26 protein-coding genes are annotated in these 24812 nt (G+C 38.2%); all 26 read left to right on the top strand.

Going from position 1 to position 24812, the window contains the following annotated elements:
* The first annotated feature begins 26 nt into the window (after positions 1–26).
* The 26 genes from prsW to MKY30_RS18295 all read left to right on the top strand — a co-directional run bounded on the left by prsW (position 27) and on the right by MKY30_RS18295 (position 24793).
* The gene (gene prsW / locus MKY30_RS18170; RefSeq protein WP_147207804.1) at positions 27–695 is read left to right on the top strand and encodes a glutamic-type intramembrane protease PrsW; all 669 of its coding nucleotides are present in this window, start codon (positions 27–29) and stop codon (positions 693–695) included.
* A gap of 525 nt (positions 696–1220) precedes the next feature.
* Positions 1221–1979, top strand: a complete 759-nt coding sequence (sleB, locus tag MKY30_RS18175) for a spore cortex-lytic enzyme (protein ID WP_371863277.1) — start codon at positions 1221–1223, stop codon at positions 1977–1979.
* A 16-nt stretch (positions 1980–1995) separates the two neighbouring features.
* On the top strand, positions 1996–3339 hold the full coding sequence (gene ypeB, locus MKY30_RS18180; RefSeq protein WP_147207802.1) for a germination protein YpeB: 1344 nt from the start codon (positions 1996–1998) through the stop codon (positions 3337–3339).
* A 190-nt stretch (positions 3340–3529) separates the two neighbouring features.
* On the top strand, positions 3530–4216 hold the full coding sequence (gene cmk, locus MKY30_RS18185; RefSeq protein WP_371863273.1) for a (d)CMP kinase: 687 nt from the start codon (positions 3530–3532) through the stop codon (positions 4214–4216).
* A gap of 99 nt (positions 4217–4315) precedes the next feature.
* Positions 4316–4897: a lysophospholipid acyltransferase family protein gene (locus MKY30_RS18190; protein ID WP_147207801.1), complete on the top strand. Its 582-nt coding sequence runs from the start codon at positions 4316–4318 to the stop codon at positions 4895–4897.
* A gap of 115 nt (positions 4898–5012) precedes the next feature.
* Positions 5013–6146 (top strand): 30S ribosomal protein S1, encoded by a 1134-nt coding sequence (gene rpsA / locus MKY30_RS18195; protein WP_147207800.1) that lies wholly within the window; start codon positions 5013–5015, stop codon positions 6144–6146.
* Positions 6147–6256: 110 nt separating this feature from the next.
* Positions 6257–7153, top strand: a complete 897-nt coding sequence (locus MKY30_RS18200; RefSeq protein ID WP_147207799.1) for a YIEGIA family protein — start codon at positions 6257–6259, stop codon at positions 7151–7153.
* Positions 7154–7339 carry a capping complex subunit for YIEGIA gene (locus MKY30_RS18205; protein ID WP_147207798.1) on the top strand — a complete coding sequence of 62 codons (186 nt, stop codon included), beginning with the start codon at positions 7154–7156 and terminating at the stop codon, positions 7337–7339.
* Positions 7340–7987: 648 nt separating this feature from the next.
* Positions 7988–9298, top strand: coding sequence for a ribosome biogenesis GTPase Der (der, locus tag MKY30_RS18210; RefSeq protein ID WP_341085010.1), 1311 nt, complete (start codon positions 7988–7990; stop codon positions 9296–9298).
* Between the two features lie 14 nt (positions 9299–9312).
* The gene (locus MKY30_RS18215) at positions 9313–10353 is read left to right on the top strand and encodes an NAD(P)H-dependent glycerol-3-phosphate dehydrogenase (RefSeq protein WP_341085011.1); all 1041 of its coding nucleotides are present in this window, start codon (positions 9313–9315) and stop codon (positions 10351–10353) included.
* Between the two features lie 57 nt (positions 10354–10410).
* On the top strand, positions 10411–10671 hold the full coding sequence (locus MKY30_RS18220) for a stage VI sporulation protein F (protein WP_147207795.1): 261 nt from the start codon (positions 10411–10413) through the stop codon (positions 10669–10671).
* Positions 10672–10960: 289 nt separating this feature from the next.
* Positions 10961–11167: a DUF2768 domain-containing protein gene (locus MKY30_RS18225; protein WP_379545319.1), complete on the top strand. Its 207-nt coding sequence runs from the start codon at positions 10961–10963 to the stop codon at positions 11165–11167.
* A gap of 16 nt (positions 11168–11183) precedes the next feature.
* Positions 11184–11903, top strand: coding sequence for a hypothetical protein (locus MKY30_RS18230; protein ID WP_339286202.1), 720 nt, complete (start codon positions 11184–11186; stop codon positions 11901–11903).
* Between the two features lie 465 nt (positions 11904–12368).
* Positions 12369–13847, top strand: coding sequence for a stage IV sporulation protein A (gene spoIVA, locus MKY30_RS18235; protein WP_147207792.1), 1479 nt, complete (start codon positions 12369–12371; stop codon positions 13845–13847).
* Positions 13848–14471: 624 nt separating this feature from the next.
* Positions 14472–14744 carry an HU family DNA-binding protein gene (locus MKY30_RS18240; protein ID WP_147207791.1) on the top strand — a complete coding sequence of 91 codons (273 nt, stop codon included), beginning with the start codon at positions 14472–14474 and terminating at the stop codon, positions 14742–14744.
* A 129-nt stretch (positions 14745–14873) separates the two neighbouring features.
* On the top strand, positions 14874–15095 hold the full coding sequence (gene mtrB / locus MKY30_RS18245; RefSeq protein WP_147207790.1) for a trp RNA-binding attenuation protein MtrB: 222 nt from the start codon (positions 14874–14876) through the stop codon (positions 15093–15095).
* A 601-nt stretch (positions 15096–15696) separates the two neighbouring features.
* On the top strand, positions 15697–16467 hold the full coding sequence (locus tag MKY30_RS18250; RefSeq protein WP_339286206.1) for a heptaprenyl diphosphate synthase component 1: 771 nt from the start codon (positions 15697–15699) through the stop codon (positions 16465–16467).
* Positions 16468–16485: 18 nt separating this feature from the next.
* Entirely contained in the window at positions 16486–17193 is a 708-nt protein-coding gene (gene menG / locus MKY30_RS18255) for a demethylmenaquinone methyltransferase (RefSeq protein WP_147207788.1), read from the top strand.
* Between the two features lie 39 nt (positions 17194–17232).
* Positions 17233–18204 (top strand): heptaprenyl diphosphate synthase component II, encoded by a 972-nt coding sequence (gene hepT, locus MKY30_RS18260; RefSeq protein ID WP_147207787.1) that lies wholly within the window; start codon positions 17233–17235, stop codon positions 18202–18204.
* A gap of 95 nt (positions 18205–18299) precedes the next feature.
* Positions 18300–18746, top strand: a complete 447-nt coding sequence (ndk, locus tag MKY30_RS18265; RefSeq protein ID WP_147207786.1) for a nucleoside-diphosphate kinase — start codon at positions 18300–18302, stop codon at positions 18744–18746.
* Between the two features lie 70 nt (positions 18747–18816).
* Complete coding sequence (locus MKY30_RS18270; RefSeq protein WP_281289804.1) at positions 18817–19590, top strand: CheR family methyltransferase; 774 nt, start codon at positions 18817–18819, stop codon at positions 19588–19590.
* 188 nt (positions 19591–19778) lie between these two features.
* A complete protein-coding gene (gene aroC / locus MKY30_RS18275; protein WP_147207785.1) occupies positions 19779–20948 on the top strand; it encodes a chorismate synthase in 1170 nt (389 codons plus the stop codon).
* Entirely contained in the window at positions 20949–22025 is a 1077-nt protein-coding gene (gene aroB / locus MKY30_RS18280; RefSeq protein WP_147207784.1) for a 3-dehydroquinate synthase, read from the top strand.
* Entirely contained in the window at positions 22022–22408 is a 387-nt protein-coding gene (aroH, locus tag MKY30_RS18285; protein WP_147207783.1) for a chorismate mutase, read from the top strand. Before aroB ends, aroH begins: the two co-directional genes overlap by 4 nt.
* A gap of 173 nt (positions 22409–22581) precedes the next feature.
* The gene (hisC, locus tag MKY30_RS18290) at positions 22582–23676 is read left to right on the top strand and encodes a histidinol-phosphate transaminase (RefSeq protein WP_156985355.1); all 1095 of its coding nucleotides are present in this window, start codon (positions 22582–22584) and stop codon (positions 23674–23676) included.
* Between the two features lie 13 nt (positions 23677–23689).
* Entirely contained in the window at positions 23690–24793 is a 1104-nt protein-coding gene (locus MKY30_RS18295) for a prephenate dehydrogenase (protein ID WP_147207781.1), read from the top strand.
* Positions 24794–24812 lie beyond the last annotated feature (19 nt).

The following is a 24812-nucleotide window of genomic DNA, read 5'->3' on the forward strand; positions in this document are numbered from 1 at the left end:
CGAATAGAGAAGAGGAGTAAGAATTAATGATAGCTGCTCTATCTGCTGGTATCGCCCCTGCTGTAGCTTTTATGACTTTTATTTATTTACGTGACCGCATCACGGAACCGATTTGGCTCATAGCCCGCATGTTTGTGGCAGGAGCTTTAATTGTGTTACCGATTATGTTTATTCAATATGGGATTCATGCTGAGCTGGATAATATTCCGAATATTATTGAAGCATTCCTGTTTAGTGCTTTTATGGAAGAATTTTTTAAGTGGTTTATGTTTATGTTTTTGATTTATCAGCATGAAGAATTCGATAACCACTACGATGGAATAGTATATGCCAGTGCAATAAGCCTGGGGTTTGCTTCACTGGAAAATGTATTCTATTTATTATCAAATGGAATTGAATTTGCATGGATGCGTGCACTGTATCCTGTCTCGTCCCATGCGCTATTTGGGATTATTATGGGGTACTATTTAGGCAAGGCAAAAATGAATTCAAAATACAAACGCAGATACTTAACCATCGCATTTTTGCTGCCATTTTTATTACATGGTATATACAATTACATACTTCTCGGATTGAATCAATTTATTATTATCTTATCGATTTTTTTAGCTGGTGTATGGGTTTTTGCAATTTACCGGTTAAAACACGCCAGAACTTATGATATCCGTTTTTTGCCTGACAAGTTTATAAAATAAACAAATAGATAAAAAAGCTGACGAGCCGGTTCGTCAGCTTTTTTATTGTTCGGAAATAATTATTATCTATCAGTAATCTGGTTGATTTTAAATGTTTATGAATAAAAAGAAGAATTGCACAAAAAATAGGCTTAGATAAAACGAAACTTCATTCTTTGAGATTTCTCTCATGGAATGCGAGTTGAGTGAATCAGGAAATCAGCTTACCTGATCTTCTGCCTAAACTAAAAATACAAGTTTTTATAACCTGTAAAATTGCTTGTATGACCAATATGTGAGACTGAGGCTGGGACTGGGACAGCGATTACTCGCCCACCAGAAACATTTGCAGGCAGTCTTCCAACCAAAAGTGCTGATAGGTTGTTAGGGCGGAGATTTATGGACGGTTATCCGTGATTAAAATTTCTCTTTGGCTATACTTTCTTTGAGCTGCTTTCTAAAAAAATTATAGGAGGGCAGTTAATTTGATGAAAAAGCTTAAGAGAAGAAAATGGAGGCATAAATATGAACAGAGTTCACAGACCTATGATTTATAGCTTAACACTCTTTGTATTCCTATCTGCATTTATTTTCGCTAAGCCGGAACAGACAAATGCATTTAGTGATCAAATAATTCAACAAGGGGCTGTTGGAGAGGACGTTATTGAATTACAAGCCAGATTAAAGCATATTGGTTTTTATAATGGCAAAATTGATGGTGTATTTGGCTGGGGGACATATTGGGCTTTAAGGAATTTTCAATATGAATTTGGAATGGAAATCGATGGTCTCGCCGGGCAGACAACAAAAGATAAGCTTACGAAGGCAACAAACTATGATAAAGAAAAAGTAAAGCAGGAAATGTATGGCACAGGCTCTGCTCCATCAGGAGGAAATAATGGGGGCGCGGAAAGTACTCCTGTCAACTCCACGAATGTCCCGCAAGGATATTCTAATAATGATATTCAGCTGATGGCCAATGCAGTGTATGGGGAAGCCAGAGGAGAACCTTATGAAGGTCAGGTAGCTGTAGCAGCTGTGATTCTGAATCGGGTAAACAGCCCATTATTCCCGGATACGGTATCTGGCGTTATTTTTGAGCCGAGAGCATTTACAGCAGTTGCAGATGGACAAATATGGCTTGAGCCGAATGAGCAGGCGAGAGAAGCTGTGCTCGATGCTATTAACGGCTGGGACCCTTCAGGAAATGCACTGTATTATTTTAACCCGGATACAGCAACTTCAGGCTGGATTTGGACACGGCCACAGATTAAAACAATTGGAAAGCATATATTCTGCAGTTAGAAAGGTGTGAAAATGAATGTATCGTTGGATTACAATTACATTGTTGACAGTAGCTCTTATTTCTGTATCTATTTGGGGCTACCATTCAAATAAACAAAAAAATGATTTATATGTTCAAGCCGAGAATGAATATCAAAGGTCCTTCCATGAACTGACATACAATATGGATGTGTTAAATGATCAAATAGGAACCTCATTAGCAATGAATTCACCAGACAAATTATCGCCACAGTTCGTTGATATTTGGCGAATCAGTTCAAATGCTCATGCAAATACAGGGCAGCTGCCAATGGGCCTGCTGCCAATTCATAAAACGGAAGAATTTCTATCAGAATTAGGAGATTTCACGTACCAGACTGCTATTCGTAATTTGGATGACGATCCTTTAACAGATGAAGAAACAGAACAATTGGAAAAATTTTATAAACAATCTGGAGAAATAAGAGATGAGCTTAGGGAAGCACAGCATCTTTCCTTAAGCAACGGAACAAAATGGATGGATGTAGAACAGGCTTTATTAAATACAGATGGTGAAAAAGATAATGATATGGTTAATAGCTTCCAAACAGTAGAAGACTCTTTTAACACCTCTACGGAGGAGACTCCTGAAGAAAGTACCACCAGTACTGAAACAGAAGAACATCCTTATAAAAATGTAACTGGTAACGAGCTAACGGAAGAAGAAGCAGTGAAGAAAGCTGAAAAGATTTTTGGCAAGGAAGATGGAGCCGATTGGACGGTTACAAAATCGGGCGATGGTGCATTAACACCTATGTACAGTGTCTCCTATGATGAGAACGGGGAACGGGGCTATGCAGATTTAACAGTGAAGGGCGGTCATCCACTTAATTTATTAATTTCCAGAGAAACAGGCGGGAAACAATTAAGTTTGAATGAAGGATTTGAAATTGCATCTGATTATCTTTCAGAGCTTGGATTTGATGAAATGCAGCTTTTCCAAAGCAGTGAATATGATAAGGTTGGCATTTACTCCTTCGTATATGAAGATGATGGTGTCCGGGTTTTCTCTGATGCTGTAGAGGTAAAAGTAGCTTTAGATAATGGAGATATTACAGGATTGACAGCAAACAATTACTTTAAAAATCATGTTGAACGCGACATCCCAGATCCTGCTATTTCTGAAGAAGAAGCTCGTGATGCAGTAAATCAAAATGTAACTATTCAAGAAAATCATCTCGCGATTATTGATGATAGCCAAGGAGAAGAAATTCTGACTTATGAATTCTTGGGAACACGAGATGATGCAACTTACCGAATATTTATTAACGCAGAAACTGGCGCTGAAGAAAAAATTGAAAAAATGACAGATGCCGAGATTAATTACAATTCTGTTATTTAAAATAAAAATGAAGTCCCAACGTAATAAATAAAAAAAGCTGCCTTCGAAAAAAGATTAGCATCTGATTTTCGAAGGCAATTTGCATTAGTAGCATTTGCAACGTGATAAATAAATTCGGAATATGTTATGATTATATTGTATAGAACTTGCTTGGCAAAAGTCAGGCTTTTTAATGGCAGGAGTGAAAATAATGGATAGTATTTCAATTGCAATCGACGGACCGGCAGCAGCTGGAAAGAGTACCGTTGCAAAGCAGATTGCAAAAAGATTAGGGATTATTTATATTGATACAGGAGCGATGTATAGAGCACTTACTTTTCAAGTGCTTCAAGAGGATATTGATCCTGAAGATGAAAAGGCAGTAATGGAAATTTTAAATAAGATTGATATTCGGCTTGTTCAACAGGAAGATGGTCAGCATGTATTGATTGATGACAGGGATGTAACTGAAGCAATTCGGTATCCAGATGTTACTGCATCTGTTTCCGCAATTGCAAAGCATTCTGCAGTACGGAAAAATATGGTGTCAGCCCAGCAGGACCTTGCAAAGGACCACAGCGTTGTGATGGATGGACGTGATATAGGTTCTCAGGTATTACCTGATGCTGATGTAAAAATATTTCTGATTGCTTCTGTATCTGAACGGGCAAAACGCCGCTTTGAGGAAAATAAACAAAAGGGCATCCCCGCTGACTTACATACGCTGGAAAAAGAAATAGAGAGACGGGACGATCTTGACTCCACTCGCGAAGTATCTCCATTGGTAAAAGCAGAGGATGCCATTGAACTGGATACTACTTCCCTCTCCATTGATGATGTTACTGAAAAAATTCTCGAAATATGCCAGCCGTTTATTAAAAAACTTGGTATTCGCTAAGTCAATATGTAAATAATTAAGCTGCGTTTTCATTGGCTGAGATACTTGTTATTTCCATTTGCTGAAGAGAGTGTGTCAAGAACCAGGAGGTGTATCTCCATGCTGTACAATTTTGCAAAATTTATTTTTACTATTCTTTTTTATCCGATGTACCGGATTAAAGTGACAGGAAAGCATCATATACCAAAAAAAGGACCGGTCATTATTTGTACCAATCATACTTCTAACCTTGATCCTCCTGTGGTAGGAACAACAGCATCAAGAACAATCCATTTTATGGCGAAGGAAGAGCTTTTTAATGGGAAATTCTTAGGCGGGCTATTAAGAAGAGTGCATGCTTTTCCAGTCAAAAGAGGATTGGCTGACCGAAATGCTCTAAGAGGAGGATTGAAGATTTTAGAAGAGGGAGAAACACTGGGTTTATTTCCAGAGGGGACAAGAAGTAAGGATGGCAAGCCGGGAAACCCCTTGCCGGGAGTTGGCTTTTTTGCTCTCAGATCTCAAGCAGAGGTCGTTCCTTGTGTTATAATCAGTGAATATAAATTATTTCGTCGTACGAAGGTTATTTATGGAAAACCGATGGATGTAGAATCATTTCGAAAAAATAAAGCTTCTGCAAAAGAGATGTCAGAGGGAATTATGGAAGAAATCAGAAATTTATACGAAATTCATAAAAATTAATTGACTTTACTTGACAAATAAAACTAATTATTAGAAGTTATAAGTAGAGTAAATGAATAATCTTTTTTCTATTCGATTGTTTGAATAGGTGAACTGTAACTAGGAGGCTAAGGATATGAGTGAAGAAAATAAAGACCTTCATGTATTAGAAGTTGGTGCAACAGTGACGGGGACAGTTGTAAAATTAGAAGAAAAACAAGTTCTTGTTGATATCGGATATAAAACAGAAGGAATTTTGCCGATAAGTGAACTTTCCACACTTCATGTAGAAGCCACAACTGATGTGTTATCAGAGGGGGAAGAGGTCACTTTAAAGGTAAAGAAGATTGATGATGATGAAGTTGTGTTATCGAAAAAAGCTGTAGATGCAGAACAGTCATGGGAAGAATTGGAAAGAAAATATGAGCAAGGAGAAGCTTTTGAGACAACAGTAAAAGAGGTTGTTAAAGGTGGACTTGTTGTTGATGTAGGAGTAAGAGGTTTTATTCCGGCGTCATTAGTTGAAACATATTATGTGGAAGATTTCAGCGATTATCTGGATCGTACACTAAAAGTAAGAATTACTGATATTGACCGGACACAGAATCGTGTCATTTTATCTCATCGGGCTATTGTAGAAGATGAGGAAAAAGATCGAAAAGAAAAAGTTTTGCAATCATTAAACCCCGGTGATGTAATTGAAGGGGTCGTACAACGGATTACAAATTTCGGTGTATTTGTTGATCTAGGAGGAGTCGATGGACTTGTCCATATCTCACAATTAGCACATGAACATGTTGAAAAGGCTTCAGATGTTGTTTCTGAAGGAGATAAAATTAAAGTAGAAGTTATTTCTGTAGATTTAGATAGTGAGCGTATCTCTTTATCTCATAAAAATACACTGCCGGGACCTTGGGCTGAAGTAAGTGAAAAAATTAAGCCGGGTTCAACGGTAGAAGGTGTTGTAAAGAGATTAGTCAGCTTCGGAGCATTTGTTGAACTGCTCCCAGGAGTTGAAGGTCTTGTTCATATTTCTCAAATTGCTAACCGCCATATCGGCACGCCACAGGAAGTGCTTGAAATTGGACAGACTGTTGCTGTTAAGGTATTGGATGTCAATGAAGAAGAGCAGCGCATCTCTCTAAGCATTAAAGAGCTGGAGCAGGAACAAGAGGAAAAGGAATACAAGCAATATGAAAAATCTGATGATCAGCCAGGCTTCCAGCTTGGTGATGTGATCGGTGATCAACTGGATAAATATAAACAATAATTGAAATGAAAAAAGCTGTACATGCCTATGTACAGCTTTTTTCTGTTGATTTTTTTAATAATCCATTGAAACAAAGCCATACTAACACTTAAGAAAAAGAGGTGGTTTGTATGGGAATTGAATCTTACTTACAGGCAATTTTATTTGGAGTTGTTGCAGGGACACTGGCCAGATTAATCACATTACGAAGTGATTATAGACAGTATCCCACTTATTTGCATGGCAGGATTATTCACTTATCATTAGGGTTTATTGCTGCATCACTTGGAGCATTGGCTATTCCTGCTTTACTGGAAATGGAATTTACAGCAGTAACCTTCCTGACAGTAGCGGCAACACAATTTAGAGACGTACGAAATATGGAAAGAAATACGCTGACGGAGCTTGATCAATTTGAATTGGTACCGAGAGGAAGCACGTACATTGAAGGGATTGCCATTTCCTTTGAAGGAAGAAATTACCTTGTCATGTTTGCAGCCTTTTTAACAACACTTGCTTACATTACATGGGGATGGTTTCCTTCTACTGTTGTTGGTGTATTAACAATTGTTGCAGCGCTTAGCTTTATGAGCGGATCTGCATTAAGGGACATTGTCGAAATCGAGGAATCGGATATCTCCTTCGATGAAGCTGGTCTGTATGTCGATAATATTTATATTATGAATATCGGGATAGAAGAGAGACAGGAAGAAATTTTAAAGTATGGAATGGGTTTTATTCTAAAACCAAAAAACATAAATGTTATCACTACGATAAGTAACCTGGGCCAGCAACAGGCTATTTTACATGATGCTTCTGCTACATTAGGTGTTTATAAAGATTCAGGCACACCTGCATTAACACCTTTGATAAAACGTGATTTAGATGATGGCAGACTGGGAGTTTTTATTTTGCCGCTTGTCCGCGATCCAGAACTGGCAAAAAAAGTAATCGGATCCGTTCCTGTATTAGAAAATGCAATTAAAATGCCTTCCGAAGCTACATTTCTAAAAGGGGGTAAAAAGTAAATGATTGTCGAAAAAGCAATTTTAGCTATTATAACTACAAAAGAAGAGCAAGTCGGGGGAGGAGCTCCTATTTTTATCTGCACGTCGAATGAAGAGCTTCAATTATTTTCAACGAACCTGGAAGCAATTATGGATGGTATCGCCCATCGCTTAAGTGACGAAGTCTATATTATTGTAAAACACTAACTACAAAAATAACTATGAGAAGATTTTTAAAATGATTGTTGAAACTGGCTGTTACTGTGCTCCGACTCCTACTTAGAAATTTCAATTTTTCTCTATTCTTGAAGCGGGAGTCTTACAAAAGCCCTTCGATGGGACGAGTAATCGCAATGATTTTCGGTGGGGCTAGTAATCGCAGTCCTAGTCCCAGTCAGTTACAATGTGATAAATTTCGTTGTGGAACTTCCCTACTTTTGCTAGAATAAAGACTGAGATGCAGTTAGAGAGTATGCTGCATTGTATAACCTGCTGATATATTAGAGGATGTTCAAAAAGTCCAATAAAAATGATACGGCGAATTTCTTCGTTGGTTTGCTTTTCCGGTACTCACGTATGTTAAAGCATAGAGGAAAACTTCTGTTAAGAACATCCACGTCCTGTGGACAACACAGAAGTCACCACATCCTGTGGATGTCCGTTCCTCAAATCGGCACCGCCTTGAACTTTCAACGCACAGGACGTGCTAGTGTCGGCGTTGCAACAACTCTTTTCGATGGGGTGAGTAATCGCAACCCCAGGACGTTGCGACCTTAGCCGACTGGTCCTATTTATCGAACTTTTTGAACACACACTATTTAGAAGGAATTTTGAAAAAGAGAGGATGTTCCTTACGTGAGGAAATCTGTAGTAGCGATTGTTGGGAGACCAAATGTTGGTAAATCAACTATCTTTAATCGATTAGTTGGAGAAAGAATTTCCATTGTGGAAGATACACCTGGTGTTACCCGCGATCGTATTTATTCTAAAGCCGAATGGTTAAATCAAACATTTAACATAATAGATACTGGCGGTATTGAAATGGTTGATGAGCCATTATTAAATCAAATGAGACAGCAGGCCGAAATTGCTATTGATGAAGCAGATGTCATTATTTTTATGCTTAACGGCAGAGAAGGCATTACAGCAGCTGATGAAGAGGTTGCGAAGCTTTTATTCAAATCAAATAAACCTGTTGTATTAGCCATTAATAAAATGGACAACCCGGATATGCATGAAATGATTTATGAATTTTATGCTCTAGGCTTTGGACAGCCGTTTCCTATTTCCGGTACACATGGTCTTGGGCTCGGGGATATGCTTGATGAGGTTGTAAATCATTTTCCGAGCAATGAAGAGGATGAAAAAGATGATGATACAATTTACTTCAGCTTAATAGGCCGTCCAAACGTAGGAAAGTCATCACTGGTAAATGCGTTATTAAATGAAAACCGTGTTATCGTAAGTGAAATAGAGGGCACAACAAGAGATGCTATTGATACAAAATTACGCAAAGATGATCAGGATTTTGTAATTATTGATACAGCTGGTATGCGTAAGCGCGGTAAAGTTTATGAAAGTACAGAGAAATATAGCGTTTTGAGGGCATTACGGGCAATTGAACGCTCTGATGTGGTCTTAGTATTGATTGATGCAGAAACAGGCATCAGAGAGCAGGATAAGAAGATTGCCGGGTATGCACATGAAGCAGGGCGCGCAATCGTTATCGTTGTGAATAAATGGGATACAGTTGACAGCGATGAAAAAGCTATGAAAGATTTCGAAACAAAAATTCGGGCACATTTTCAATATTTAGATTACGCACCAATTGTATTTTTGTCCGCAAAAACAAAAAAACGGCTTCATACGTTAATCCCAATGGTTCAATTAGCAAGTGAAAGTCATGCGAAGCGTATCCAGACAAATGTCCTTAATGATGTAATTATGGATGCTATCGCGATGAATCCGACACCAACGCTTAAAGGAAGAAGACTGAAAGTGTTATATGCTACACAGGTAGCTGTTAAACCACCTGGTTTTGTAGTTTTTGTAAATGATCCTGAACTAATGCATTTCTCTTATGAAAGATTTTTAGAAAATAAAATTAGAGATGCTTTTGATTTTACAGGAACTCCAATAAAATTATTTGCACGCCGAAGACAATAAGGGGGAGATATGATATGAGTAAAATTGCAGTACTTGGCGCAGGGAGCTGGGGAACAGCACTTGCAATTGTTTTAGCTGATAATGGACATAAAGTGCGATTGTGGGCACATCGGAAAGAGCATGCAGATGAAATGAATCAAACACATCGAAATGAAAAATATCTGGACGTAGAAATTCCTGATACCATTACAGCATTTTATAACATGGAAGAAGCTGTTAAAGATGCTGAGGCAATTATTGTCGTTGTGCCAACAAAGGCAATTCGCGAGGTTTGTCAGCAGCTGAAAAATTATATCTCTTCAAGTACGCAGATTATTCACGCTACAAAAGGAATCGAGCCTGGTACGTTAAAACGTGTATCGGAAATGATGTCTGAAGAGATGCCAGATTTCCCTTATGAGAATATTGTTGTGTTATCCGGGCCGAGTCATGCTGAAGAAGTAGCACTGCGTCACCCGACCACAGTGGCTGTATCAGCTGTCAACCTGGATAGAGCACGCCAGGCCCAGGATTTATTTAACAGTGAAAATTTACGCGTTTATACAAGTGATGATATTCTGGGAATCGAAGTAGGCGGAGCTCTAAAAAACATCATTGCCTTGGGAGCCGGTATCTCAGATGGTCTCGGCTATGGAGATAATGCGAAGGCAGCACTGATTACACGTGGATTAGCAGAAATCGCCCGTCTCGGCACTTCGCTGGGTGCAAATCCTTTAAGTTTCCTTGGGTTATCTGGTGTAGGTGATTTAATTGTTACCTGTACAAGCGTTCATAGCAGAAACTGGAGAGCTGGAAACCTGTTAGGAAAAGGAAACAACTTGGATCAAGTTTTAGAGGAAATGGGAATGGTTGTAGAAGGTGTCCGGACAGTTCAAGCAGCACATCAATTTGCAAAAGAACAAGGTGTCGAAATGCCGATTACGCAAGGGATTTATCAAATAATTTTTGAAGATAAGGATCCAAAAGATGTTGTAGATGAATTAATGAACCGGAATAAACGTCAGGAAATAGATGATATCAGTGGTGTCTTAAAGGAGCGTTACTCGGATAAATAACACATAAATTCACTTCTTGCATATAATGTGACGAATGAACTGCAAGGAGGAAATGATGTGAATAATTTTCAAAAAGGTATGTTTGATAAGATCCAAAAGAACACTAATATCCGTCCTGAGGAAGTCTATAAAGTAGCTGATTCAGTAAAAAATGCAAATTTTTCTGATGAAAAAACCGTTCGCAATCTCGTACAGCAGCTCGCGCAGATGGCTAACAAACCCCTTTCGAAGGAAAAAGAAGATAAAATTGTACAATCCATTATCAAAAATAAAATGCCTGGAGATGTCAATACTCTAAATAATATGTTTAAAAAATAGCATTTTATAGGCAATTGAGGATACAGAGTTACAAGATAATGCATAAGATAAATCGCACCAGCATTCAAGGAATAGAGTTGCTGAGGATTTTATTTAGTCAACCTATGGTGAAGATGCCCCCTTTGCCATAGGTTTTTACATGTACACAAAAAAAGCTCTTTAAAGCATATGTATGGCCGCTCTGGTAACGGTTTTCAATGTTCAACGTTTCGTCAGTTATCAGAAGGCACATAAATCATGAGTTATGTTATAATAACACCTGTTGAAATGTATTTTGAGTGAAATAGGGGTGAAGGTTTTGTCAATATCCATGTTAATGATGTATATATCCTTTGTCGGGATGTTTTTATTAATCTTAGCTATGGGCTTGATTGTATGGAGCAGAACGAAGCTGCGAGGCTGGTTTAGTGGTATTATTACATTTTTAGCTTATTTATGTCTCATAAGCGGAGCTTTGATTATTTTATACGTTACATTTAGTGGACCAACAAGATAGGAAAAGGAGTCTCATTATGAAATATACATATTTATTTGCGATGTCTTTCATTTTTCTACTTTTAAGCGGCTGCATGTATCCTCAAAGTGAACGGTCAGAAAACCAGATTCCAAATGAAGAACAGTTAGCTATTGTGCAGCAGGCAGTTGAGACTTACAGAGAAGAAGAAGGCGGCTTAGTTCCGATTCAAACAAAAGACAGTGATACACATATTTTTGAGAAGTATTTGATCGATTTTAAACAGATGCTGGAAAAAGGTTATCTATCTGAAATACCTGGAAATTCCTTTGAGCAGGGCGGCGTATATCAGTATACAATTGTTGATCCGGAAGAAGATCTGCTTGTCCGGCTTATTGATTTGCAAACGACAGAGCAGATTCGGAGTGTTAATGTCCGATTAGATGTTTTCAGACAAGAGCATACTTATCCGGCTTATGGAGAAAAAATAACAGATCAGCTATATACAGTCGATTATGAAAAGCTCGGCTTAGAGAAAGCGCCGACTGTGAAAAGTCCCTTTTCTCAAGCTGATTTACCGATTATTATGGATTTAAACGGAAATTTATATATTGATTATTCTTATGACCTGAATCAGGCGTTGGAAGAGAATGATCACAATTATAAAGAGGGAGATGACATCCGCTATCTTTTAGTAGAGAACTCTCCGTTTGTACCTGCATATTCACAGCCATATACGGTAAAAGACGGACAAGCTGTATTTATGGAAGAAGAGTAAATAGAAAAGCCATACAGTTTATTATAAGGCTGTGTGGTTTTTTTATTTTCAGGAAATTATAAGATTATTTGCTTGTGGGTAACTATTTGTAAAAAATAGTCACGTCAAGCTGCAATCAATAAAACCGGAGAGCTGGTAAATAAAACGCTCCCTATTTCTTGTTCTCTTAAAATATTTATTTTTTGCAGTTAAAAAAGTTATATCCAAAAATAGAATAAAAAGAAGCCTTCCTCATATACATGAGATATAAAGTTTGTTTTAAAGTGCAACTTTTCTAAATAAATCCTCTGACTTTTTAGGGGCTTTTAGAAAATGAAACTTTACATTACTTCATCTAAGTCTGATGGACGTGTGATAAAAATATGTGAAACTTAGTCATAAACTAATAGGACAACGTCATAGACTGTTAGTGTCCAACTATTACGGGTGATGTATATCAAAGTACGGAGATCGGGAGGGGATCTTTTGGAAAAAACAGATATTTTTAAGGATATATCGAAACGTACAAATGGCGACATATATCTTGGAATCGTCGGAGCAGTCCGTACAGGAAAGTCCACCTTTATTAAGAAATTCATGGAGTTAGTTGTACTTCCTAATATTGAAAGTGAAAGTGAAAGAGCCAGAGCGCATGATGAATTACCACAGAGTGCTGCCGGCAAAACCATTATGACGACAGAACCGAAGTTTGTTCCTAATCAGGCTGTTCAAGTTAATGTAGAGGATGGATTAGAGGTGAATGTCCGCCTCGTTGACTGTGTAGGCTATGCTGTAGAAGGTGCAAAAGGGTTTGAGGATGAGAATGGCCCGCGTATGATTCATACGCCATGGTATGAGGATCCTATCCCATTTCATGATGCGGCAGAAATCGGAACCCGTAAAGTAATTCAGGAGCATTCCACGATTGGTGTTGTAGTGACCACAGACGGCACGATCGGAGAAATAGGCAGAGAAGATTACATTGAAGCAGAGACAAGGGTTATTGAAGAGTTAAAAGAAGTTGGTAAGCCATTTATTATGGTTATTAATTCAACAGATCCGCATAGCCAAAGAACTTCCTTGCTTCGGGAAGAACTATCGGAGCAGCATGATATTCCTGTTTTAGCGATGAGTGTAGAAACAATGACAGAGCATGATGTTTACAGCGTGCTGCGTGAAGCGTTATTCGAGTTTCCAGTACTCGAAGTAAATGTGAATCTGCCCAGCTGGGTGATGGTTTTAAAAGAAGATCATTGGCTTCGTCAAAATTATCAAGAAGCAATTCAAGATACTGTTAAGGATATAAAACGCTTGCGAGATGTAGATCATATCGTCGGTCATTTCAGGGATTTTGAATATATTGAAGGTGCGAACTTAGCAGGGATGGAAATGGGCGAGGGCATCGCTGAAATTGATTTACATGCACCTGATCAACTATATGATCATGTGTTAAAAGAAATTGTAGGCGAAGAAATTCGGGGCAAGGATCATTTATTAGAGCTGATGCAGGACTTTGCCTATGCCAAAAGAGAATACGATCAGGTTTCAGGAGCATTGCAAATGGTAAAACAAACCGGCTATGGAATTGCAGCACCAACTTTGGAAGACATGCAGCTGGATGAGCCGGAAATCATCCGTCAGGGATCAAGGTTTGGTGTCCGGTTAAAAGCGGTCGCACCATCTATTCATATGATCCGTGTCGAAGTAGAATCTGAATTCTCCCCAATTATTGGGACAGAGAAGCAAAGTGAAGAATTGGTTCGCTATCTGATGCAGGATTTTGAAGAAGACCCGTTATCTATCTGGGAGTCCGATATTTTCGGAAGATCGCTCAGCTCTATTGTCAGAGAGGGAATTCAGGCCAAAATTTCTCTCATGCCGGAAAACGCAAGATATAAATTAAAAGATACATTAGAAAGAATCATCAACGAAGGTTCAGGCGGTTTAATCGCCATTATACTTTAAGCAGCTAAATCTATAGCTGCTTATTTTTTTGTGAAGAAAAACATCTGGTATTAAAAACATGAGGTTACTGCCTGAGAGATATCCACTCCAACGTTTTTTGACAGGGCGGGTAATCGCAGTCCCTGCCCCATCCCGGTCTCAAAAAGGATATTTGGTTAAGCTCGTGACACCATGTCGCAACACCAACCTGACATATGTGTTTCCTTCTCCTCCATGAAAAGTATTTTCTTGGAGGAGAGGGTGCATTTTTTGGTCATTGTGATTTCCCATTCTAAGAAATTATCATGGCGTCTATCTTTAGCCGCTCTTTTATACTTTCTTCGCACTAAAAAATTTTTTTACTGCGAACGGCAAAAAAATCTTGTAAACACCGTATAGATTTATGGAAAGATGACAATGCTTGTTTAGTAAGAGTTTAGCCTATTTCTCTTAAGAAAAAGGAAATTTTATGTAAAATCTCAATAAATTCTAGAAAAATCGATAGTTTTTGTTGAATTTTATCTCAAACTCGTTTATTATAAGCCTTGTCATCACATATTAGGGTGACTTTAATGAAACAGACCATGAATAGACACACTAACTAGTCTATTTGTCTAATGAACATCCTGGGAGGAGGTGAATGTCATGAATAAAACAGATTTAGTAAATGCTGTGGCTGAAAAAAGCGATCTTTCTAAAAAGGACGCAACAAAAGCTGTGGATGCAGTATTTGAAGCAGTCATGGATTCACTAAAAAATGGTGAAAAAGTACAATTAATCGGTTTTGGTAACTTTGAAGTTCGTGAACGTTCTGCACGTAAAGGACGCAATCCACAAACAGGAGAAGAAATCGAAATTCCTGCAAGCAAAGTTCCTGCTTTCAAACCAGGTAAAGCTCTTAAGGATAGTGTAAAATAATATTTTACATATCCGGAGTGTACAAAAGAGAGGAGCACGTTCTTGAACGTGCTCCTCTCCTTTATTTATGAATAAAAATATATTTATTTTAATTTAAATAGAGATTTACATATACAGGAGGGGTAATTGATGAACGATCAAAATTTCAAAGCAGATTATTTTGTTATTAAAGCATTAGAAGATGGAGTACATGTTATCGGACTGACTCGCGGGAGTAACACAAAGTTCCATCACTCTGAAAAACTGGATGAAGGTGAAATTATGATTGCTCAATTTACAGAACATACTTCTGCTATTAAAGTTCGCGGCAAAGCACTTATCCAGACAAGTCATGGAGAAATGGAAAATTAATAAAACGAAACTTTCTTCCCCGAGTGCTTTATAGAGTGACTAATACCTCATCAAAAATTGTTTCATCTTAAGAGAAAATATTGGGGTGAATAAGCGGAGCCCCACCCATGGTTCTCTGTCCCGTTATTTATTCTCTTTGATAGATTGACAGTCATTGTTATAGAGGACGTTCAAAAAGACCTAAATGATGAGCGGCAAGCTGTTTCGTTGATGTGTTTCTCAGATAATACCGTATCTGAAGAAGAATATAAAGGAATTTCTGCTGCGCAGAACTTCTCACATCAAGAAGACTGATCTCCAGACCACGGAAATCCTAGTGTTTTTTCTGGGGCAGCGATGACTCTTCCTGCTGAAAACCATTAACTCTTTTTTGAATACATACTTAAAGATTATTCCATTTATCACCTTGCCAAAATGCTTGAAATATCCACTCTTACAAAGCATACTGTTTCTGGGCCCTAAAGATATAATTGTCTTGAGATAAGGTTTTTTATATTTTTTTGGACAGGCCCGTAGCAGAATGAATTCTTTCGTTTTTATAAAATGTAAAATGTGCTATAATAACTAGAGCAATGGAAAGGCTGAAAGGATCCGGGTGATAGTGTTGACTACATTTTTGACAACAGATAAAGGTTATAGAAAAATACTGGAAAATAAATTGTATGATTCATACATTTATAAGCATATACGTTATCCAGTTATCGATGAAGAAAAGTGGAAATTATTACTATTTCTCGTTGAACAGCATAGCTCGTTAACTCCTGTACAGCGTGAAAAGTATATTATTTCAACAATGCTTGTTCAAATTGCCCTGGATACACATGATTTTGTTCCAATTAAGCAAAAGGCTGATACAGAAAGTGAAATGGTGAAAAAACAGCTTCAGGTTCTTTCGGGAGATTACTACAGCGGATTGTATTATTTACTACTTGCAGAAGCAGGAGAAATCCAGTTTATACAGATATTGGCGAACGCCATTCGGGAAATAAATGAACTGAAGGTTACTCTATACTATGAGGAGCAATTACCGCTTGAAACATGGCTGAATATAAAAATGAAATTGAATGCTTCCTTGCTTGTACATGTTGCAAATCATTTGTATAACCCTGAATTAGAATCGATTATTCAAAATTGGCTTATGTATCGCCGAATAGACACAGAAGAAGCAAATTATGGACAGTCTTTATTACTTACAGAGTGGGAAGCACGTAATAATAAAGCAACTTCCATGCCTTTAATAGACGGGAAATTAATCCGGAACTATGAAAAAGCAGTATACAGTGCTATTTCTGATTTATCCGGTTCAAATTTGTTCATGGAACAATTTATTCATTCCCAGGAAACAAATGAAATGAGAACGTCAAGACTTTAAAAGGAAGTGTAATTAATTATGAGCTATTCATCAAAAGAAGAGCGCGTCCATCATGTATTTGAAAAAATATATGAAAACTACGACTCGATGAATTCTGTGATTTCGTTTAAACAGCATACACTATGGCGTAATGACGTTATGAAACGGATGCATGTTTCACCGGGAGACAGCGCATTGGATGTATGTTGCGGTACAGGAGACTGGTCTATTTCCTTAGCAAAAGCAGTAGGTGCTGATGGGAAAGTAATTGGTCTTGATTTCAGTGAAAACATGTTGTCCATTGCGAAAGAAAAAGGAGAACAGGAACAGTCAAATAAAATTGAATGGATACATGGCAATGCGATGGAACTTCCTTTTGAAGACAACCAATTTGATTATGTAACTATTGGATTCGGCTTACGCAATGTTCCTGATTATATGACGGTGTTAAAAGAAATGTATCGTGTTGTAAAACCGGGCGGGATGGTTGTTTGCCTGGAAACGTCACAGCCTACATTGATTGGCTACAGGCAATTATATTATTTTTATTTTCAATTTATCATGCCATTATTAGGAAAAATTATAGCAAAAAGCTATCAGGAATATTCCTGGTTACAAGAATCTGCGAAAGATTTTCCAGATAAGGATCAGCTGAAGCAAATGTTCTTTGATGCAGGCTTCAAGTTTGTTGATGTTAAGACTTATGCCGGTGGTGGCGCTGCCATGCACATAGGACATAAATCTTAAAAAACAAAATGAATTTACTAGTAAAATAAGGTGACTTACATGAAACTACCAAAGATTTATGGCTTTTTAACGAAAGATATGGACTCTATAGAAAAAACACTACAGAAGAGCATTCATGCTGAACATCCCGTACTTCGAGACGCTTCTACGGCATTATTGAAAGCAGGAGGGAAACGTATTCGTCCTGTTTTTGTTTTGCTTTCTTGTCATTTAGGCAATTATGATTTTGATAAGATACAAAAAGTAGCTGTGACATTAGAACTTATTCATATGGCAACTCTTGTCCACGATGATGTGATTGATGAAGCAGAGCTCCGCCGCGGAAAACCGACAACCGCTTCTCAATATGGAAACCGAATTGCTATGTATACGGGAGATTTTATTCTTGCAAGGGCTCTGGAAGAGATAACAAAAATAGAAGATCCAAGAATACATACTTTATTATCAAAAACGCTCATAGAAGTATCTGTCGGAGAGATTGAACAAATAGAATTTAAATATCAATGGAACCAGAACTTTCGTGATTATCTTCGCCGTATAAAAAGAAAGACCGCTGTATTGATTGCATGCAGCTGTAAATTAGGTGCACTAGTTGGCGGGCTAAGTAATCAGGATGCTAATAAATTATACCGTTATGGTTATAATGTTGGTATGTCTTATCAAATTATAGACGATATTCTTGATTTCACTTCCACTGCAAAAGAACTTGGCAAACCTGCAGGGAATGATTTATTACAGGGTAATATTACACTTCCTGTTCTATATGCAATGGAGAATAAAGAATTAAGAGAACAATTCAAGACACTGATAAACAGTAATCAGGACATTGAACCGAAAACGATGCAAAAACTGATTACCGATTTAAAAAATACTGATGCAATTAAGAGAAGCTATGCAGTAAGCGACCTTTATTTACAAAAGGCATTAAAATCGTTAGATGGCCTGCAGGAGTCCAGAGCAAAGAAAAGCTTACAGGATATTGCGACATTTATCGGAAAAAGGCGTTCCTAGCAAAAATAGATATTGTTATTTACCAGGTAATTTGTTACTATTTTAGAGGTTACATTTTTCATTTATTATAATTACATAGGAATAGGGTGATTTTAATGGAGACAACTTTTTTAATGGTGAAACCAGATGGAGTGCAGCGTAACTTAATTGGAGATATTGTTGCACGTTTTGAGCAAAAGGGGTTTAAATTAGTCGGGGCTAAATTAATGACAATATCTACCGATTTAGCTGAAACACACTATAGTGAGCATAAGGAACGCCCATTCTTTGGGGAGCTGGTTGATTTCATTACTTCCGGACCAGTATTTGCAATGGTATGGGAAGGTGAAAATGTCGTAGCCTCAGCCCGTACAATGATGGGAAAAACAAATCCATCTGAAGCACTTCCAGGCACCATCCGGGGAGACTATGGTATTAATGTCGGAAAAAACATCATTCACGGTTCTGATTCTTTAGAAAGCGCTTCAAGAGAAATTGGGCTCTTTTTTGATGAGAAGGAATTAAATTCTTACGAAAAGCAAACTGAAGCTTGGATTTATTAAAGTGAAAGCGCTGCCGAAAACCTCCGTTAAAAGCGGAGGTTTTTGCGTAGGAGCAGAGGAGGATAATCAATTGAGAGACGACTATGATTTGATGAAACAAAAAGTGCATCAATCGCTTAAGCTTAATTTAAGCTTATATAAAGAAGCACAGATGAAACGCCGTATTACAACATTAAGAGATAAACATAAATTTACAAGCTATGTAGATTATTTTGCAGCTTGTCGGAAGGATTCTGCATTGCTGGAGGAATTCACAGAAAAATTAACGATTAATGTTTCTGAATTTTACCGTAATCCTAACCGCTGGGATGTTTTACAGAAAAAAATAATTCCTGAATTAACAAAGAATAAAAGAAAGATATCTATATGGAGTGCTGCGTGTTCAACAGGTGAAGAGCCTTATAGTCTTGCTATGATGTTAGAAGAGTACTTCCCGGCTTTAAACTATCAGATTCGTGCTACAGACTTTGATCAGGCAGTCTTAACGGCGGCAAAGCAAGGAATTTATCAGGAGCGCTCTTTGAAAGAATTACCAGCTGCTTTAAAGAAGAAGTATTTCACATCGCAGGGCACTATATTTCAGGTCAGCCCCTCTTTAAGAAAGCATATTCGTTTTGAACGGCATAATTTATTAGAAGATTCTTATCCTAAGGATGTCGATTTAATCGTCTGCAGAAATGTATTAATCTATTTTACGGATGAAGCTAAGAATACTATATTCCAAAATTTTAATAAGGCATTAGCTAAAGATGGCTGCTTGTTTGTCGGCAGTACAGAACAGATATTTAACGCAGAACGCTATGGCTTTTATCTGGAAGACAGCTTTTTTTATCGAAAACAATAAATTTACACTACCCGAAATGCATGATTATATGATATAGTAATTAGAAAACTTTCAACTATTTAAATGAGTAAAGTATATTCGATATTATCAAAAAAATATGACATGTTATTTTTAGTGAAAAAGTTTTGATGTCAGCAGGCTATACTTACTCAATTTTAATAGCTTCATAAGGTAAAGGAGAATGTGTAGTGCGTTACTTAACAGCTGGAGAGTCACATGGAAAACAATTAACGACAATTATTGAGGGTCTGCCATCACAGATGGAATTAAAAGCAGAGGATATTAATGAGAGCCTGCGCAGAAGACAAGGCGGGCATGGCAGAGGGAAGAGAATGCAGATAGAAAAGGATACAGTAGATATTACCAGTGGTGTGCGTCATGGATATACACTTGGATCTCCTGTTTCTCTTGTCATACATAATGATGATTTTAAGCACTGGACCGATATTATGGGTGCAGATCCTTTAGATGAAGGAGCCAAACTGCGCAGAGTGGTCACAAAACCACGCCCGGGACATGCTGATTTAAATGGCGGCCTTAAATACGGTCATCGGGATATGCGGAATGTTTTAGAACGTTCCTCAGCAAGGGAAACCGGTGCAAGAGTAGCTGCAGGTGCAGTGGCTAAATCTCTTTTAGAACAGTTGGGGATTTATGTGACAGGGTATGTAAAAGAAATCGCCGGTATCCGTGCAGAAGAAAAAACAGATTTAACCGCGAAAGAACGTGCTGAAATTTCCGGGAATTCTCCTGTAATGGTATTAGATTCAAATGTGGAGCAGCCAATGATTGAAGCAATTGATGAAGCAAAAAGCATTGGTGATTCTATCGGAGGTGTCTGTGAGGTTTATGTGGAAGGACTGCCGGCAGGAATTGGTTCGTACGTCCATTATGATAGAAAGCTGGACAGCAAGATTGCAGCAAGTGTAATCAGCATCAACGCATTCAAAGGGGTAGAATTTGGAATTGGATTTGAAGCTGCCCGTTTAAACGGCAGTGAGGTACATGATGAAATTGCCTGGAATGAAGAGGATGGATACTACCGCACAACGAATCGCCTGGGCGGCTTTGAAGGCGGAATGACGACTGGAATGCCAATTGTTGTACGTGGTGTTATGAAACCTATTCCTACTTTGATGAAACGTCCGTTACAAAGTGTGGATATAGAAACAAAAGAACCTTTCAAAGCAACCGTAGAAAGATCTGACGCTTGTGCAGTTCCTGCTGCTTCTGTAGTTATGGAGCATGTTGTCGCTTTTGAAGTTGCAAAAGCCATTACAGAACAATTTTCAAGTGACCGTTTCCCACAATTGAAGCAGGCAATTGACCAATACAGAGAAGAAATCAGGTGCTTCTAAATGAAACAGCTGACAATCCAGTCCAGCCAGCGTAACTATCCCATTGTGATGGAAGCTGGATTAAGGTTTCATATAAAAAAGTGGCTAAACAAGAAGTACAGCTCTATCTTAATCATAACAGACGATGAGATAGCTAATAAATACCTGCAGGATGTCGCGGGAAGCCTTGGAGATCAGCATATCTATTCTTATATTGTGCCTTCTGGAGAAGCATCTAAAAGTATAGAGCAATATTATAAATTACAAACAAAGGCAATCGAGAGCGGTTTAGATCGTAAATCGCTCATCATTGCTTTAGGCGGTGGTGTAATAGGCGATTTGGGAGGATTTGTTGCAGCAACCTTTATGCGGGGAATCGATTATATTCAAATGCCGACAACTATTTTGGCACATGACAGCAGTGTCGGGGGAAAAGTAGCTATTAATCATGAATCAGGCAAAAACTTAATTGGCTGTTTTTATCCTCCGGCAGCTGTTTTATATGATACGGAAACCCTGAAATCCTTACCTTATCGTGAAGTCCGGAGCGGCTATGCTGAAATTTTAAAAGAAGGGCTTATTTCAGATAATCGTTTGTCAGAAGAATTGCTGGCTCTTTCTTTAAATCAGGTCTCCTCTGACCAATTAGAAAATCACTTAGAGGCCGGTATAAAAGTAAAAGCAAATATTGTGGAAGAGGATGAAAAAGAGTCTGGTGTCCGTAAATATTTAAATCTTGGCCATACGCTGGGACATGCATTAGAGGCTACACTCGGCTATGGAAAGGTAACGCATGGAGAAGCTGTAGCAAACGGTATGTTATTTGCGCTTCATGTAAGTGAAGATGTGAAGGGTGAGGAGCTTCCTTTTAATAAGCTGTACAATTGGATGAATGTTAATAAATATCCTATTGTCGACATAGAAGAAGAGAGTATTGCCAAGCTTATTAAAAGTATGAAGTCGGATAAAAAGTCAGTATCAGGCCACATTCAAATGGTATTATTAAATAAAGTTGGTGAGCCGACTGTCGAAAACTTAGATGATTCCTCTGTGGAGGCTTATATCAGAACATATATAGAGAGGATGAACAAGCTGTGACAAGAGGCGTACGAGGTGCTACAACCGTAGAAAATAATGAAGCTGGTGAAATCATTGAGCATACCAGAACATTAGTGCTGGAGATGGCTGAAAAGAATAATATTAAACCGGAAGACGTTTCCCATGCTTTTATTTCGGTAACAAAAGATGTGGATGCAGCATTTCCGGCAAAAGCATTACGTGAAATTAACGGATGGAAATATGTTCCTGTAATGTGTATGCAGGAAATAGCTGTTCCGGGCAGTCTGCCTAAATGTATTCGAATTATGATGGTTGTTAATACAGATAAGCAGCAGACAGAGGTGGAGCATACTTTTCAGAGAGAGGCTGTTAAGCTTCGTCCAGACCTTTTAGAGGATGTTCAAAAAGACCAACAAAAATGACGCATCGATAAGAGGGTCTGCTACTAAAAACGCCCACGTCGTGTAGGCAACGTAGAAGCCACCGCATTCTGCGGAAGTGCGTTGGCTTGCTTTTTCGTTGGGACTTTAGCCGAAGGGTCCTTTTTATCGGACTTTTTGAATGCTCATTTTTAGAAAGAAAGGATAGTTAAGCAATGAGAAGTAAAGAAGTATTAAAACAGCTCAGCCCATATAAACAAGGGAAGCAGACAAAGGATATTCAAGAGGAATTTGGGCTTGGTTATATCGTTAAATTAGCTTCTAATGAGAACCCATATGGTTTTTCAGATAAGGTGAAGGAATTATTTCTGACAAATGAACCTGTATTTAATATTTACCCGGATGGCTATACATCCGAGCTTCGCTATTTAATCAGCGAAAAATTAAATGTGAGCCCGGAATCTCTTATTTTCGGGAGCGGCTCAGAAGAAATTATTCAGATGCTTTGTCGCTCTTATCTTACAGTAGGGGATCAGGTTATCATGGCAACTCCTACATTTCCGCAATATAAGCATTATGCTTTAATTGAAGGTGCGGAGATTATCGAGCATCCAGTTAATGAAGATGGAAGTCACCCACTGGATAAAATGCTTGGTTCTGTACAGGATAATACAAAAATTATTTGGATTTGTACACCTAATAACCCGACAGGCACTGCCCTTTCTAAAGAAGAGCTGGAAGACTTTTTAAGCAAATGTCCTTCAGACGTTTTAGTTGCTTTAGACGAAGCATATTTTGAATTCTTACAGCCTGAAAAGAATGTAAATGCTCTGGGATTGTTGAAGAAATACCCCAATCTGATTGTTTTACGTACATTTTCAAAAGCATACGGCCTGGCCGGTCTCAGAATTGGCTATGGAATAGCAGATCCTTTAATCGTGGAAACCTTAGATAAAGTCCGTGGACCGTTTAATACAACATCTGCAGCACAACAGGCAGCTGTTATTGCTTTTTCAGACCAGGATTTTATTCAACATACTTATCAGGAAAACAAAAAAGTTTTAAAGCAGTTTCAAGCTTTTTTAACTTCTATCGGCTGGGATTATTATGAATCAGAAGCAAATTTTCTGCTTGTGAAAACACCCAAAAGTGGAATGGATGCTTTTGATTATTTAATTAAGAACGGTTTTATTGTACGTCCTGGAGAATTATTAGGAATTCCAAATACGATTCGTGTCACAATTGGAAAAGCAGAAGATATGAAGGTAATGGAAACAGTGTTAAGAAATTATCAAGAACAATTAAATTAGGTTAGGTGAACGTATGGAAAAGCAACAGGTATTAATAGCAGGACTCGGCCTTATTGGCGGGTCCATTGCTAAAGCAATCAAAAAAGAGTCCGAACATTACATAATCGGTTTTGATATAAGCGAAAGTACACTTCATTTTGCTTTGAATCACGGTATCATTGATGAAGCTTCGCCAAACTTTGATAAAGCGGCATTGAAAGCAGATATTATTATTATTTCGGCGCCGATTTCAGAGACGATACAGCTTATCTCACAGCTTGACAGTCTTCCGTTCACCAAGGAGGTCATTGTCTCAGATACAGCATCTGTAAAAGGTTCTGTACTTATTGCTGCTAATGATTTAACAAATAAATCGATCCGCTTCATTGGTGGACATCCAATGGCGGGCTCCCACAAGAAAGGGATTGAAGCAGCGAAAGCACATTTATTTGAGAATGCCATCTATGTTCTATCTCCGCTTGATAATGCAACAGAGGAAAATGTTGCTACATTGAGAGAAGTTTTATCTGCAACGAAAAGTAATTTTGTTGTGTTGCAATCGGATGAACACGATGAGATGACTGGAGTTATTTCGCACTTTCCGCACCTGATTGCATCATCTCTTGTCCACCAGGCGAGAAAATGGGAGAAAAAACATGCCTTTCTTCCAAAGCTTGCAGCGGGCGGGTTCCGGGATATTACTCGAATTGCTTCCAGTAACCCGGTTATGTGGCAGGATATTTTCTATCACAATCAATCGAAAATGTCCGCCATGCTAGCGGATTGGATTATTGAAATGGAGTACTTGAAAAAGCTGCTTGAAGATAATGAAAGAGAAGAAGTCATTACCTACTTAAACAGTGCCAAGAATTACAGAGATGGGCTAAATGAAGGTGAACGCGGTGCGATACCTGCGTTTTATGATGTTTATGTTGATATACCAGATCAGCCTGGTGCTATCGCTGAGGTTGCATTGATCTTGGCAAATGCGTCACTAAGTATTAAAAATATCGAAATTCTTGAAGTTCGGGAAGGAATTACAGGTGCACTGCGCTTAAGCTTCTACACAAAAGAAGCACAGGTTGCAGGTCAGAAGGTATTAAAACAGCGTGGATTTGAAACAATGATTCAATCTTAATGACAAGGAGGGGAAGACA

Origin of the sequence: Oceanobacillus sp. FSL W8-0428 (assembly GCF_038004405.1) — a bacterium.
Lineage (GTDB): Bacteria > Bacillota > Bacilli > Bacillales > Amphibacillaceae > Oceanobacillus > Oceanobacillus sojae.

Bases quoted from the DNA above. Each gene is read 5' to 3' on its own strand.
- prsW (WP_147207804.1), top strand. From the start codon at position 27: ATGATAGCTGCTCTATCTGCTGGTATCGCCCCTGCTGTAGCTTTTATG.
- sleB (WP_371863277.1), top strand. From the start codon at position 1,221: ATGATTTATAGCTTAACACTCTTTGTATTCCTATCTGCATTTATTTTC.
- ypeB (WP_147207802.1), top strand. From the start codon at position 1,996: ATGTATCGTTGGATTACAATTACATTGTTGACAGTAGCTCTTATTTCT.
- cmk (WP_371863273.1), top strand. From the start codon at position 3,530: ATGGATAGTATTTCAATTGCAATCGACGGACCGGCAGCAGCTGGAAAG.
- MKY30_RS18190 (WP_147207801.1), top strand. From the start codon at position 4,316: ATGCTGTACAATTTTGCAAAATTTATTTTTACTATTCTTTTTTATCCG.
- rpsA (WP_147207800.1), top strand. From the start codon at position 5,013: ATGAGTGAAGAAAATAAAGACCTTCATGTATTAGAAGTTGGTGCAACA.
- MKY30_RS18200 (WP_147207799.1), top strand. From the start codon at position 6,257: ATGGGAATTGAATCTTACTTACAGGCAATTTTATTTGGAGTTGTTGCA.
- MKY30_RS18205 (WP_147207798.1), top strand. From the start codon at position 7,154: ATGATTGTCGAAAAAGCAATTTTAGCTATTATAACTACAAAAGAAGAG.
- MKY30_RS18215 (WP_341085011.1), top strand. From the start codon at position 9,313: ATGAGTAAAATTGCAGTACTTGGCGCAGGGAGCTGGGGAACAGCACTT.
- MKY30_RS18230 (WP_339286202.1), top strand. From the start codon at position 11,184: ATGAAATATACATATTTATTTGCGATGTCTTTCATTTTTCTACTTTTA.
- MKY30_RS18240 (WP_147207791.1), top strand. From the start codon at position 14,472: ATGAATAAAACAGATTTAGTAAATGCTGTGGCTGAAAAAAGCGATCTT.
- mtrB (WP_147207790.1), top strand. From the start codon at position 14,874: ATGAACGATCAAAATTTCAAAGCAGATTATTTTGTTATTAAAGCATTA.
- menG (WP_147207788.1), top strand. From the start codon at position 16,486: ATGAGCTATTCATCAAAAGAAGAGCGCGTCCATCATGTATTTGAAAAA.
- hepT (WP_147207787.1), top strand. From the start codon at position 17,233: ATGAAACTACCAAAGATTTATGGCTTTTTAACGAAAGATATGGACTCT.
- ndk (WP_147207786.1), top strand. From the start codon at position 18,300: ATGGAGACAACTTTTTTAATGGTGAAACCAGATGGAGTGCAGCGTAAC.
- aroB (WP_147207784.1), top strand. From the start codon at position 20,949: ATGAAACAGCTGACAATCCAGTCCAGCCAGCGTAACTATCCCATTGTG.
- hisC (WP_156985355.1), top strand. From the start codon at position 22,582: ATGAGAAGTAAAGAAGTATTAAAACAGCTCAGCCCATATAAACAAGGG.
- MKY30_RS18295 (WP_147207781.1), top strand. From the start codon at position 23,690: ATGGAAAAGCAACAGGTATTAATAGCAGGACTCGGCCTTATTGGCGGG.